Origin of the sequence: Flavobacterium fluviale (genome assembly GCF_003312915.1) — a bacterium.
Classification (GTDB): Bacteria; Bacteroidota; Bacteroidia; order Flavobacteriales; family Flavobacteriaceae; genus Flavobacterium; species Flavobacterium fluviale.
Genome location: NZ_CP030261.1, coordinates 2,854,409 through 2,868,759, shown reverse-complemented (window position 1 = coordinate 2,868,759; position 14,351 = coordinate 2,854,409). Strand labels below are relative to the sequence as shown.

6 protein-coding genes are annotated in these 14,351 nt (G+C 36.1%); 1 reads left to right on the top strand and 5 read right to left on the bottom strand.

The genetic code is table 11. The features are described from left to right. Nucleotides 1-39: 39 nt before the first annotated feature. The 5 genes from HYN86_RS12630 to rpsF all read right to left on the bottom strand — a co-directional run bounded on the left by HYN86_RS12630 (nucleotide 40) and on the right by rpsF (nucleotide 13,472). Entirely contained in the window at nucleotides 40-10,485 is a 10,446-nt protein-coding gene (locus tag HYN86_RS12630) for an Ig-like domain-containing protein (protein WP_113678348.1), read from the bottom strand. A 1,218-nt stretch (nucleotides 10,486-11,703) separates the two neighbouring features. Further along, nucleotides 11,704-12,177, bottom strand: coding sequence for a DUF6495 family protein (locus tag HYN86_RS12625; RefSeq protein WP_113678347.1), 474 nt, complete (start codon nucleotides 12,175-12,177; stop codon nucleotides 11,704-11,706). 144 nt (nucleotides 12,178-12,321) lie between these two features. Beyond that, nucleotides 12,322-12,762 carry a 50S ribosomal protein L9 gene (gene rplI / locus HYN86_RS12620; protein ID WP_113678346.1) on the bottom strand — a complete coding sequence of 147 codons (441 nt, stop codon included), beginning with the start codon at nucleotides 12,760-12,762 and terminating at the stop codon, nucleotides 12,322-12,324. Between the two features lie 66 nt (nucleotides 12,763-12,828). After that, on the bottom strand, nucleotides 12,829-13,125 hold the full coding sequence (gene rpsR / locus HYN86_RS12615; protein WP_002987043.1) for a 30S ribosomal protein S18: 297 nt from the start codon (nucleotides 13,123-13,125) through the stop codon (nucleotides 12,829-12,831). Between the two features lie 5 nt (nucleotides 13,126-13,130). Further along, a complete protein-coding gene (gene rpsF / locus HYN86_RS12610) occupies nucleotides 13,131-13,472 on the bottom strand; it encodes a 30S ribosomal protein S6 (RefSeq protein WP_007810575.1) in 342 nt (113 codons plus the stop codon). A 176-nt stretch (nucleotides 13,473-13,648) separates the two neighbouring features. On the opposite strand from rpsF, the gene HYN86_RS12605 reads away from it, so the two are divergent. Continuing rightward, complete coding sequence (locus HYN86_RS12605) at nucleotides 13,649-14,347, top strand: LytR/AlgR family response regulator transcription factor (RefSeq protein WP_057118467.1); 699 nt, start codon at nucleotides 13,649-13,651, stop codon at nucleotides 14,345-14,347. Nucleotides 14,348-14,351 lie beyond the last annotated feature (4 nt).

Below are 14,351 nucleotides of genomic sequence, written 5' to 3'. Positions count from 1 at the left end.
TTATTTAGTTTAATTAATTAGATGATTAATAGAAGTGGATTATCTCATAATAGACAACCAGCCTTTTTTAACCGTTCCATCTCCAATGGTTATCACATAAAAATAAGTACCTGTTGGCAGCATATCTCCTCTATTAACAACTCCGGATACATTTGCAGTTCCGTTCCAATCATTTTCATAATGTACTTTGCTGTACACTAATGCTCCCCATCTGTTGAATACTTTCAACTCATTATTTGGATAAGATTCGATACAATCAATTCTGAATAGATCATTTTTCCCGTCATTGTTTGGAGTAAACTCATTGTAAACTGTTAAACAAATTGGTACTAATGTAACCGAAGCCGAGTTGTTTGATGCGTCAACATCTAAAGGAGTTGAAATTTCTACAGCTGCAACGCTTGTGTAATTTCCGTTAGGCAGTACTTCTGCAACAATTGTCAATACAACGCTTTGACCAGCATTTAAGCTTGGTATTGTCCAAAGTTGTGTATTCGGATCGTAGATTCCTGAAGTTGCAGTTGAACTTACTAATTCTAAACCGCTTGGAAGTAAATTACTCACAATAGTATTTATGAAATCACCTTCTCCAACATTGTTAACCGTTATAGTAAAGGTTACTTGATCGCCAAAATTTGGAGTTGGGTTATCTACGGTATGCGTAATTGTTAAATCTGAACAGCTTGTAACATTTACATTTAATGTTTTAACAGTTCTTTCATCACAATTGTTGACATAAGCAACTGTAATTGTTCCAGGTCCAACATCAGACCAAGAAACTGTAACAGATCCGTCAGATGTACCTCCACCAGTAACTATTGTTCCTCCATTAACTGTCCAAACATAATTAGATTTTCCATTTGCAATTGAATAGGTTACTCCTTTGAATACACATGGAGTATCATCTGTAGTCGCTATTTGAACAGCAGCGTCATTTTCGAATGCAATGGTAATTCCTAATCTTGGTCCGTTATCACATCCATTAAATGTATTTGTCAATGAACTTGCGTAATACGTTGTCGCTGTAAGCGGTGTATTTGCTGCTAATGGCGTTCCTCCTGTTGCACTAGTGTAGAAAGCTACATTTGCTTCGTTTACTAAAATATTGGCTAACGTTGGAGCGGCACTCAAACAGAATGTTTGGGTTGTTCTTGGCGTTGTAACTACACTTGGTGTATTTACATTTACCGTTACAGCCAATCTAGCAGGGTTTTCGCAACCAATAGCGCTAGCAACTGCCCCATAATAAGTACCAGTTGTCAAGGCTGTCGCAGGTGGAAGTGCTGTTCCGCCTGTTGCAGTAGTATACCACACTACATTTGCTTCATTTACTTGAATGCTGGCAACTGTTGGTGAATTCAGAGTACAGAAATTTTGCGTTGTACTAGTTGTTGTAGGTGTCGCACTTGGATCTACAACTGTAACTGTTACTTGTAAACGTGTTGTACTTTCGCATCCTGTTACAGCATCTACAATGTTTCCGAAATAAATTCCAGATGTGAGAGCTGTACCAGCTGGTATTGCAGTTCCGCCTGTAGCAGATGAGAACCAAGTTACATTGCTTTCATTTACTTGAATGCTGGCAACTGTTGGTGCATTTGCAGAGCAGAAATTTTGAGCTGCGTTGTTAGTTGTTGGATTTAGTGTGTTTCCAACTGTAACTGCTACTTGTAATCTCACACTGCTTTCGCATCCTGTTGCTAGATCTTGTATAGCTCCAAAGTAAGCTGCAGTTGTTAAAGCAGTTGTTGAAGCTAATGCAGTTCCTCCTGTTTGGGTTGTATACCAAACTACATTACTTTCATTCACTTGAATGTTAGCCACTGTTGGATTTGTTCCTGAACAGAAAGCTTGTGTTGCAGCAGTTGTTGTTGGTGTTGCTGGATCATTCACAATTACATCAACTGTTAATCTTACAGAGCTTTCACATCCAGAAGCTGGATCTAAAATTGCTGCAAAATACTGCCCTGTTGTTAAAGCTGTTGTTGATGGAATAACTGTTCCGCCTGTTAAAGCTGTGTACCACACAATATTTGTTTCATTTGTCTGAATACTTGCAAAAGTCGGAGCATTTACCTGACAGAAGTTTTGTGTTCCTGCTGTTACCAATGTTGGTGTAGCTGGATCACTTACAATTACATCAACTGTTAATCTTACAGAGCTTTCACAGCCAGAAACTGGATCTGAAATTGCTGCAAAATACTGCCCTGTTGTTAAAGCTGTCGCAGATGGAATAACTGTTCCTCCTGTTAAAGCTGTATACCACACAATATTCGCTTGATTCGTTTGAATGCTTGCAAATGTCGGTGCATTTACCTGACAGAAGTTTTGCGTTCCTGCTGTTACCAATGTCGGTGTTCCCGGATCATTTACGATTATATCAACTGTTAATCTTACAGAGCTTTCACATCCAGAAACTGGATCTGAAATTGCTGCAAAATACTGCCCTGTTGTTAATGCTGTCGTTGATGGAATAACTGTTCCGCCTGTTAATGCTGTATACCACACAATATTTGTTTCATTTGTCTGAATGCTTGCAAATGTTGGTGCATTTACCTGACAGAAGTTTTGCGTTCCTGCTGTTACCAATGTTGGTGTCGCTGGATCACTTACAATTACATCAACTGTTAATCTTACAGAGCTTTCACAGCCAGAAGCTGGATCAGAAATCGCTGCAAAATATTGTCCTGTTGTTAAAGCTGTTGTCGATGGAATAACTGTTCCGCCTGTTAATGCTGTATACCACACAATATTTGTTTCATTAGTCTGAATACTTGCAAATGTTGGTGCATTTTCCTGACAGAAGTTTTGCGTTCCTGCTGTTACCAATGTTGGTGTCGCTGGATCACTTACAATTACATCAACTGTTAATCTAGAAGCACTTTCACAGCCAGTAATTGGATCAGAAATTGCTGCAAAATATTGTCCTGTTGTCAAAGCTGTTATAGATGGAATTAAAGTTCCGCCTGTTAAAGCTGTATACCACACAATATTTGTTTCATTTGTCTGAATACTTGCAAATGTCGGTGCATTTACCTGACAGAAGTTTTGTGTTCCTGCTGTTACCAATGTCGGTGTTCCCGGATCATTTACGATTATATCAACTGTTAATCTTACAGAGCTTTCACATCCAGAAGCTGGATCTGAAATTGCTGCAAAATACTGCCCTGTTGTTAATGCTGTCGTTGATGGAATAACTGTTCCGCCTGTTAATGCTGTATACCACACAATATTTGTTTCATTTGTCTGAATGCTTGCAAATGTTGGTGCATTTACCTGACAGAAGTTTTGCGTTCCTGCTGTTACCAATGTTGGTGTCGCTGGATCACTTACAATTACATCAACTGTTAATCTTACAGAGCTTTCACAGCCAGAAGCTGGATCAGAAATCGCTGCAAAATACTGTCCTGTTGTTAAAGCTGTTGTAGATGGAATTAAAGTTCCGCCTGTTAAAGCTGTATACCATACAATATTTGTTTCATTTGTCTGAATGCTTGCAAAAGTAGGAGCATTTACCTGACAGAAATTTTGCGTTCCCGCTGTTACCAATGTTGGTGTCGCTGGATCACTTAAAATTACATCAACTGTTAATCTTACAGAGCTTTCACAGCCAGAAGATGCATCTAAAATAGCTGCAAAATATTGTCCTGTTGTTAAAGCTGTTGTCGATGGAATAACTGTTCCGCCTGTTAAAGCTGTATACCACACAATATTTGTTTCATTTGTCTGAATGCTTGCAAATGTTGGTGCATCTTCCTGACAGAAATTTTGTGTTCCTGCTGATACCAATGTTGGTGTAGCTGGATCACTTACAATTACATCAACTGTTAATCTTACAGAGCTTTCACATCCAGAAGCTGGATCTGAAATTGCCGCAAAATACTGTCCTGTTGTTAAAGCTGTCGCAGATGGAATAACTGTTCCTCCTGTTAAAGCTGTGTACCACACAATATTCGCTTGATTCATTTGAATGCTTGCAAATGTCGGTGCATTTACCTGACAGAAGTTTTGCGTTCCTGCTGTTACCAATGTTGGTGTCGCTGGATCACTTACAATTACATCAACTGTTAATCTTACAGAGCTTTCACAGCCAGAAACTGGATCTGAAATTGCTGCAAAATACTGTCCAGTTGTTAAAGCTGTCGTAGATGGAATAACTGTTCCGCCTGTTGAAGCCGTGTACCATACAATATTTGTTTCATTTGTCTGAATGCTTGCAAACGTTGGTGCATTAACCTGACAGAAGTTTTGCGTTCCCGCTGTTACTAATGTTGGTGTTGCTGGGTCATTTACTGTTACTGCTACTTCCAATCTTACTGAACTTCCACAGCTAGTAACTGCATCAGTCGCTGATCCATAGTAAATTCTGTTTACTAATGGTGTAGTTGAGGCAATTACATTTCCTCCTGTAGCTGCATCGTACCAAACAACATTACTTTCATTTACTTGAATATTAGCAACTGTTGGTGCTGCAGATAAACAGAAATCTTGAGTTGTATCTGTAGTTGTTGGTGTGTTTGGATCACTAACAATAATTACTGCATCTTGTAATGTACCTGCTAAATTTTCGCAAGTATTAGTGCTGGATACAGCAACATAATACGTTATAGGACTTACGGCTTTTGTTAAACCCGTAGCAGTTAAAACACCTGCTGAATCTATTGCATAAGTAACTCCCGCTATTACAGCTCCGTTTATAATTGGCTGTGTTTTATTAGCATCTAAGTACCAAGTAAATACTGGACTTGACAATGCTGGTGCAGTCGGAGTCAATAACGCTGGTAAGCCATCGCAAACCGTAACATCATCTACTGTAATATCATTTACTATTGAAGGAGGTAAAATTGTGAAAGTAATTTGTTTTCTATCTACTGCTGCAGTTTCACAAAATTCATCTGAACTCACTCCAACATAGTATGTATATGTTCCCGGAGCTAATCCGTTTACTACTAACTGAGCTGTTGTTTCTCCAGGAATTAAGACGCCTGTTGTACCATCAAAACTGTACCAAGCATAAACTGGATTTGTTAAAACAGGTGTTCCGCTTAAGCCAGTTGCTAAAGTTAAAGTTCCTGAAGCAGAACAAACTGAAGTTACAGTTCCTCCGTTTAAAGTGATATCTGTTAAAGCATTAACTGGAGCTGAAGCTTTTACTTCAACTGTTACTTCTCCCCTAGCAAAACTTTCACAACCATAACGTACTGGCTGTACGTAGTATTTATAAATTCCTGCTGGTAAATTTGCTGGTATTGTATAGGTAAGACCTGTTGCAACTGAATTTCCGCCTGTTGCAGCATCGTACCAAATATAAGTTGAACACGCTTCTTCAGGAATTTGAAGTGTAATGGCAGCTCCTGGACAGACTGTAATTTTATTTTGAGGATCTGCTCCAATAACTGTTGTATTTGCTGTTCTTTCTACAGTATGAACTCTTAGGAAATCTAATACTCCAACAACACCACCTAAACGAATTCTTACTCGGTCGTAGATTTCTGTTGGTGAAGATACCAGAACCATTGCTAAAGAATTTCCTGGCAGCAATCTTATACTTAATAAATTACTTGTGTTCTGAATTGGAGCTCCAACAGCAACATTACCTAAATAACGCTGAATTGTAAATCCAGTAAGTAAAGTAACATCTAAAAGTGCTCCTGGTTTAGAGACCACGATTCTTAGAGAGTCACTTAAAACAGATGGCGTTTTAAATTGCACTGTTAAATCAGCCGCTGCCAAAGCGCCAACCCCGCTGTACATAGTTGCAAAAGTTGTAATGTCATTATCAGCGATATTCCACGCATCACTTACTCCTACTGCAGCTGTTACAGCTCCCACAGGAAGTCCTAAATCTGTTGTACCGTAAAAAATATCTTGAATATCTCCTGGTGTACAAGCTAAAGTTGAAACTTGTCTATTATAATGCGCATCAAAAACTTTTGTATTTTGGGCAACACTTACAAGTGAAGCTGATTGGATACGAATTCCATCATAATCTTGTGGACCTGATACATCTGAAGGTACAAAAGTAAATTCATACGTATTATCTCCTGAAATTAAATTAAGTAAAGATCCAGATACCGACTGCATTGCTCCGATATCAACTCCTCCAATAGTTCCAACTACAGATAGATTTTGACCTACAGCCAATAAACTGTATTCAGATCCGAGTTTAACGGTAACTGGTGTTCCTTTTGTTACAACACTTGGCCAAGTTAAATTTTGCCATGTTGTACCAATTCCTAAAAGACCTAATCCAGTAGTAATTGTTGAAAATGTTTGTGGATTTCCATCAACAGCATTTGCAGGATTAGAAACTGTTCCTGTAAGTATATTTCCAGTTGACTGAGCATTTGCATATACTCTCTCAGCTAATGATTGACAACTGCTAAGATCTATAACGTTGATTATTTTTGTTGCTGTTGCTGTACAAAAACCATCGCTTGCAACAGCAGTGTACGTATAAACTCCTGGTGTATTTAAAACTCCAGTTGTAAATGCAGGTCCTGTTAATGCATTTCCTTGCGGATCAAACCAAGTGATTGTTCCAGTTGAAACTGCCGTTAAAGTAACATTTGAACCAATGTTCACAGATTCTTGCGGATTAGTTACAACCAAACTAGGTAATGCTCTAATAACTACTGCTATAGTAGCCCTAGCAGATGGACATGTGTCAGTGGTCAACTGAGCTTCAACTGAGTAATTTCCGCTAACGGTGATATTAGCCGCAGCATCAGCAGTTATAACATTATTTGAAGAATCATAGAAAGTATAAGTTGTATTTCCTGATGAATCAAAGTTAGTAATAGCATTTCTCAAACTAGCACTTCCACAACCTTCTAGCGGGGTTGCAATTACATTTAAAGCCGTAGTTGAAGGAAAAGTTACTGTAACCGGCTGTAAGGTATTAAACTGATTTTCACAAGTTGTAGGACTTGAAACAGAAACAAAATAAGTGTAAGGAGATCCAGCCGCATTTAAATTTGTTATTGTAAGCGCCCCAGTTACCGCATCTTTAGAAAAGGATGCTGAACCAATAACAGTACCGTCTACAATTTCAACATCTTTATTTTGAGAAGTATAGTATCTAAATTGTGCTCCTACTAAAGCTGAAGTGGGTACTATTACCTCTTCACCAGAACAAGAAGCTTCTAAAGAACTTGGAACAATTATATCAGACGCAACTGAATATGGGTTTACGTTTACAGTGACAAGCTGACGAGCAATATTAAGACATCCTCCACGCGCAGCTTCTAAATAATAGGTAGCTGTTGCTGCTAAAGGTCCTGTATTTAGGGTTTCTACACCATTAATAAGAGTAGTTGTCAGAGGCAGTCCTCCAGTTGGTGTACTATACCATGAATATACTTCTGATCCTGTAGATGAGGCTGTTAATAAAGCAGCTTGATTAGCACAAATTGGTGCAGTATTTCCTGTTATGACAGCATCTGGAAATCTATACGATGCTCCGTAAATATCTAAACTAGTTAAAGCAGTAAGTAATCCTCCAGCCAATCGAATTTCTACTCTATCAAAAACAGCGTTTGTTTTAAAACTAGCTTTATATCTAGTACCTGATAGTAATTGAAGATTTAATAAACTACTGCTAATTGGTGTTCTATCATTATTATAAACGGTGTTGTTAAAAGTCGCCAAACTAACAGATGCTAACAAATTAACATCGGCAAGTCCTCCTGGTAAATTTAATTCTACATCGATTATATCACCTGCCTCTCCCGGAGTACCAAACGTTAATATTTGTTCAATGTAAGATCCAATTAAAGAAACTCCTAGTGTAAGTCTAGAGGCTGTATTAATATCTAAATCAGTTGCTGCACCTTCATTACTAGAAGAACAAAAAACACATGCAACTCCCGAGCCTATATTTACTGACTGTCCATTTGGTTGTAAGCAGGAACTGACAGCATTAATCACCACTACATTGATAGCAGTTCTAGTACTGCTTAAACAATCTCCTGCAATATTTCTAGCCTGAACGTAATAGGTTGTATTAGAAGTTAAAGGAGTTGGAGGTGTAAAATTGTCAGTATCAACAGCTACTAGGTTTCCGCCAATTGGTGCATCATACCAATCATTATCCACACCAGAAACAGGACTCACTTGTAAAGTTACATTTTGACCTGATTGGATAATCACCGTAGAAGATAAGGCAGTTGGTGCATCTGGTACAGGAGTAACATTTAAGAGTATAGGTGTTCTCGCTGATACACAACTACCGATCGCTGCTTCAACATAATAAGTTGTCGTAGTTGATAAAGCCGGCGTTGAAAACGAAGTTCCTGTAAAAAGTAAATTTCCTCCAGAATTTGCATCGTACCAATTATAAGTTGTTCCCGTTACTGGTGATTGAACTGTAATTGTAGATGTACGTCCAGCGCATAGGTTTAAAGGAGTTGCAACCACAACTGGTTCAACTGGACTGGTAATTAGAACCTGAACCGGGTTTCTCTCCCCATTAACACATCCATTTCTGGTTATTTCAACATAATAAGTGGTATCAGCTGTCAAAGCTGGAGTTGTAAAGGTCGCTGTAGAAGCTAACGAAGCTCCGCCGCTTGCTGCACTGTACCAATTAATAGTTTCCCCAACCGCCAGTGAAGCTGTTAAAGTTGCTGTCTGGCCGCTGCAAATATTTGTATCTCCAGTAATCACAGGAGCTTTATATCTATAAGCTGCCTGATAAATATCTAAATTAGTTATAAGACCAAGTACACCTCCTAAACGAACTTCTACACGGTCAAAATTAGCACCAGCTGTAACACTTGCTCTATATCTAGTACCGCTTAATAACTGTAAAGTAATAAGAGAATTATTAATCGTAACTCTATCATTATTATAAGTCGCACCATTATAAGTTGCTAAACTAATCACGCTTAACAACTGAAGATCTGCCAAACCTCCAGGCAATTCTAAGTCAACATCAACAATATCACCAGCCTTTCCTGGATTTGTAAATTGTAATGTTTGCTGCATAGATCCCAATACATTGGCAGGAATAGTAAGTCTTGCCGCTGTTGCAGGATTTCCGTCTACAGAAAAATTCGGATTTGTTGCATTACACAATAAACATATGCCAACTTGAGTAGTTACCTGACTGCTGGCTTCAAGACATCCTCCTAAAGCTGCTGGCTGAACTGTTACTGTGACAGGAACTCTAGCTGCACTAACACAATTTCCATTTGGACTTTGTGCTTCAACATAATATGTTTTTGTAGCAGTTAAAATTGGTGTAGTAAAAGCAGCTGTATTCGTTGCAACCGCTGTTCCTCCAGAAGCCGCTTCATACCAATTTAATTGCGCTCCTACATCTGTAGTTGCCGCGCTTAAAGTTGCATTCTGTCCAGATTGTATAGTTACACTTTGAGTAAGAACTGTCGGAGTAGCTGGAACCGCTGTCGAAACAACGTCTATCCTAGTACGAGTTGGGCTAACACAACCTCCAATAGAAGCTTCTACAAAAAATGAAGTTGTACCCAAAGGTACTGTTGGAGAATAAGTAGTTCCACTAGCTAAAGACACTCCGCCAGTTTGCGAGGAATACCAGTTATAAGTTGTCCCAGGTACGGGATTTACTAACGATAATGTAGTTTGTTGTGCTGCACCTGTAGAACAAACTGTGGTTCCTACGTTACTGTAAGCAGGTGCAATTGGATTAGAAACATTCAAAACCACTGGTACGCGAACATTTCCTTCACAGCCTCCAGCTCGAGCTATTGCTATATAATATGTTGTATTAGCTGTTAGAGCAGGGGTTGTATAAGTATTTCCTACTGCCAAAGCTGTTGTCGAAAATTCAGAACCATACCAAGCAAGTGTTGTACCCGCAGCTGGTGTTGCCGTAAGAGTCGTTGGAATTCCAGCACAAATACTCTGCGTTAAACCACCAGATACTGTTGGCTGTGCAAATTCTAACCTAACATCATAAACTCTCAAGCTTACTAAAAGAGCTACCAGACCTCCTCCTACTTGAACTTGAATTTGGTTGGTATCACCTGTTATAGGTACTTTCGCAACAGCAATAGTATTACCGTTTAACAAATTCAAATTCAAAAGCGGATTATTTAAATCCATTCTTGAACCTACATTGGTTCCTGAATTTTTAGCTTGAACTGTTGCATTTGATAACAAACTTAAATCAAGTAATCCGTTTCCTGTACCAAAGTATATTGCTACTTGGTCACCGGCTCGGGCCGTTTGATTTAATGTTATTGTTTCTTCTGCAAAACAATCACCAATAGCAACACCATTTGTTAATGTTGCATAAGTGGACAATCCAGCACTATCATAAGCATTGGCTGGACTATTAACACCTACTCCTATACATATAAGACCTCCCCCAGTACTATTTGTATGAGACACAGGTCTACAAATAGTCTGAGAAAATGCATTAGCACATATAAAGAATAAAGTTAAAAGTCCCAATAATCTCTTTTGAAGTTTGAGATTACAAAAAGTAAAATTTTTTTTCATAATTTGGAAGATTAGAAAATGGACAATAAAACACCTCTCGCAGTAAGTGCAAGCACCTACGCAATTAAACAATCAGTTAAAAATCAAATAGTTAAAACAAATATTAGAAACTTAAAAAAAAGCTTGTAATAATGTTTTATAAAAAAAATTATGTTGAATTCGGCATATCGAAATATGCCCGAGAACAAATCTTATCTCTAAGAGATAAAAAGCGTTCTAATTTTTGTGAGAAAAAATGATTGTAGTCAATTTTCCCAGAGGAGTGATTTGATGCAGGTCTAATTTTCATAATGAAAATTTTTAGTGAAAGTAGAATCGGGGGAATTCTCTCTTTTGTATTTCGATGTTCAATATTGTAAAGAAAGTTGATTAGTCGTTCTTTAAAACTTCATTAGCACCGCTAAAGACTTGAACAGATTTATTTAAATCATAGAAGATCACATCTCTTCTCATGCCATCGAAATGGACTGATAAATAAATGCAATATAATATCTGGAGTTTTAAGTAAAAAGATAGGTTTAAAAATCGTTGAACGATTTAGTTGATCATTAAGACTTAAGAAGCTTAATAGAATAAAAAATATAGCTAATATAAAATGAACAACTAGGATAAACTTAATGAAGAAAGTAATTGTCAATTCCATAAGCAGATTTATTAAGTTATAATAATTTAAAATTTCTATCTCAATAACATACTTTGAGGTAATAGTTTTGGAAATCCAAATAATCTATTAAACCATTTATGTTTCTGAAAGATACTTAAGCCAAACTTTGTTTAACTTTTGTATTTTAAAATTAGAAAAAACAGAAACACAAAACAAGGATAAAATTCCTATAATTTATTTCTTAACGAAAAAGGGCAGACTTTCAAACCCTTGAAAATATCAGAAAAACCTACAATTTTAACAAAATTATGACGTAAATAAATTCTTAAATAAAAGTTCAACAAAAAATGTTAAATAGAACAAAAATAAGCATAATCCTACATTAATATAAATTTTATCGACGAAATTATCCGTAATCCAGACCAAATACATCAGAAAAATAAATGATAGTAATTTTTATTTAAAATATTGAAGGATTCAAAAAAAACGAGTAGAAATACGGAGTAAAAGCCAAAGTAAACTTTAAACAAAAGTTAAAAAAATAAAAAAAAGACAAACAATTAACACTCAATCGTTTGTCTTTTTGAAAGCTGAAAAAATCAGTTTTGAGCCAATTATGACTCGATAATTGTATTTATCTGATTAAATAATTGGCCGTCACTTAAAAATGCACCCTGTTTAATCAACTCAAAGATTGAGCTATTTCTTTCTTCCGTAAACACTTTCTTACCTACTTTCATTTCGATATTATCAGTAAACATATTATCGCTTAACCATTGAAGACCTTCTTTAGTTAAGAAATCAGTCTCAGGAGAAAGCGATTTTAAAACAATCGATTGTATGTAAGTATCAAAACAATGAAACAAAAAGATGTGGTTTTTTGAAAAATGTTCCAAATATTCTGCTCTACTTAACACGCCTTCCCAAATTAAATCTGAAAAAACATCCAGTTCCTGCTCAGCAACTTCAGGTTTATTCACTTTAAGCTCTTCCCATTCTTTTCTATCAATTGCCTGCGTTGCTAAAAAACTTGCAAATTCTGCATGCAGTTCATCAAATTGTTCTTTTGTTAATCTTGCGTATTTCATTTCTTTTTTAGGCTTTATGCTTTACGCTGTACGCTAAAAGCAATATGCTTTAACCAACAACATCAAGTCTAATAATTAATAATCGTTTCATTAAACAAAAAAATCCCGATTTGCATCGGGATTTTAGTATAGATTTTAAAACTATTACTTTTCAGCAATAATTTCGTATGGTAAGTCAACGATTACATCTCTGTGTAAACGGATGCTTGCGTTGTATTTTCCAGTACGTTTAACGATACCGCTAGTGATGAATTTTCTATCGATAGCATTTCCAGATTTCTCTAAAGCTTCAGCAATATCGATATTAGTGATAGAACCAAAAAGTTTCTCTCCACCAGCTTTTGCAGTAAGTTTAATTTCAAGAGCTTTTAAAGTTTCAGCTAATGCTTTAGCATCAGCAACAACTTTAGCTTCTTTGTGCGCTCTTTGTTTTAGATTTTCAGCTAAAACTTTTTTAGCAGAAGGAGTTGCTAAAATAGCAAAACCTTGAGGAATTAAAAAGTTACGACCGTAACCAGGTTTTACAGATACTACATCATCTTTAAATCCTAAGTTTTGTACGTCTTGTTTTAAAATAAGTTCCATGTTGTTGTCCTTATATTTTAGAAGTTAGGTTCTGCTTTAACAGAAACCAGCGACTAGAGTTTTTAATTATTTTAATAAATCGGCCACGTATGGCATTAAAGCTAAGTGACGAGCTCTTTTTACAGCTACAGAAACTTTTCTTTGGTATTTTAATGAAGTTCCAGTTAAACGACGAGGAAGAATTTTTCCTTGCTCATTAACGAATTTCAATAAGAAATCAGCATCTTTATAATCAATATATTTGATTCCTGATTTTTTGAAACGGCAATACTTTTTAGTTTTGTTAGTTTCAATGTTTAAAGGCGTTAAATATCTGATATCTCCGTCTTTTTTTCCTTTTGCAGATTGCTCTATTGTAGACATAATAATTAAGCTTTAGTAGATTTTAATTTTGCTCTTCTTCTTTCCGCCCATGAAATAGCATGCTTGTCTAAACTTACAGTTAAGAAACGCATAACTCTTTCGTCACGTCTAAATTCAGTTTCAAAAGCAATTAGAACTTCTCCAGCTACTTTGAATTCGAATAAATGGTAAAAACCACTTTTTTTGTTTTGGATTTCGTAAGCCATTTTTTTCAGACCCCAATCCTCTTTCGATACCATTTCAGCTCCTCTACTAGTAAGAAATTCTTCAAATTTCGTTACTGTTTCCTTCACCTGAACCTCAGATAAAACGGGATTTAAAATGAAAACAGTTTCATAATGATTCATAAATAAAAATTTTATTTGTTAAAATTGGGTGCAAAAGTAATCATTATATTTATATATACAACACTTTTTTCCTTTTATTCGTCATAACGCAAAAAATGTGCGCTCATTTTAGTTTTTTTTCCAAAAAAATAATACATTTACTACTGCTATCCTGAATTTATTCTAAATTTAAAGTTATGAAACTAAACTGTGTTGTTGTAGATGATAGTTCTATACAAAGGACAATTATTGCCAAATTGGTTAATAATCACCCAGGCTTGCATTTAATTGGCGACTTCTCTAATGCTATTGAAGCAAAAAGTTGTATCTCATTAAATAATATTGACTTAATTTTCCTTGATATAGAAATGCCTGTTATTAATGGTTTTGACTTCCTAGACGGATTAAAATCGAAACCTCAAATTATTTTCATTACTTCTAAAGCTGAATATGCTTTAAAAGCTTTTGACTATGATGCAACAGATTATCTGCAAAAACCAATTGCGGTAGATCGCTTTAATGCTTCTGTAAAAAGAGCAATCGACATGCATCTTCTCAAGAAAGACGTTAAAGAAGAAGAAGGCGAGCATATTTTCATCAAAAGTAATCTTAAAAAACTTAAAATTTTTACTTCTAAAATTAAGTGGATTGAAGCTTTTGGAGATTATGTAAGAGTTGTGACAGAGGACGACAGTAATCTTGTTCTTTCAACAATGAAGTCTTTTGAAAATGATTTGTCAAAAGATAAATTTATTCGTGTTCACAAATCGTACATTATTAATATAGATAAGGTAGAGCGCTTTAACAGCAAGTTTGCCGAAATTGGGATTACCAAAATACCATTAAGCCGCAACAAAAAAGAAGATTTAGTACGAGCACTTTCTACTTCTTCTTAATTAT

Coding starts and splice junctions, on each gene's coding strand:
- HYN86_RS12630 (WP_113678348.1), bottom strand. CDS start 10,485: ATGAAAAAAAATTTTACTTTTTGTAATCTCAAACTTCAAAAGAGATTA.
- HYN86_RS12625 (WP_113678347.1), bottom strand. CDS start 12,177: ATGAAATACGCAAGATTAACAAAAGAACAATTTGATGAACTGCATGCA.
- rplI (WP_113678346.1), bottom strand. CDS start 12,762: ATGGAACTTATTTTAAAACAAGACGTACAAAACTTAGGATTTAAAGAT.
- rpsR (WP_002987043.1), bottom strand. CDS start 13,125: ATGTCTACAATAGAGCAATCTGCAAAAGGAAAAAAAGACGGAGATATC.
- rpsF (WP_007810575.1), bottom strand. CDS start 13,472: ATGAATCATTATGAAACTGTTTTCATTTTAAATCCCGTTTTATCTGAG.
- HYN86_RS12605 (WP_057118467.1), top strand. CDS start 13,649: ATGAAACTAAACTGTGTTGTTGTAGATGATAGTTCTATACAAAGGACA.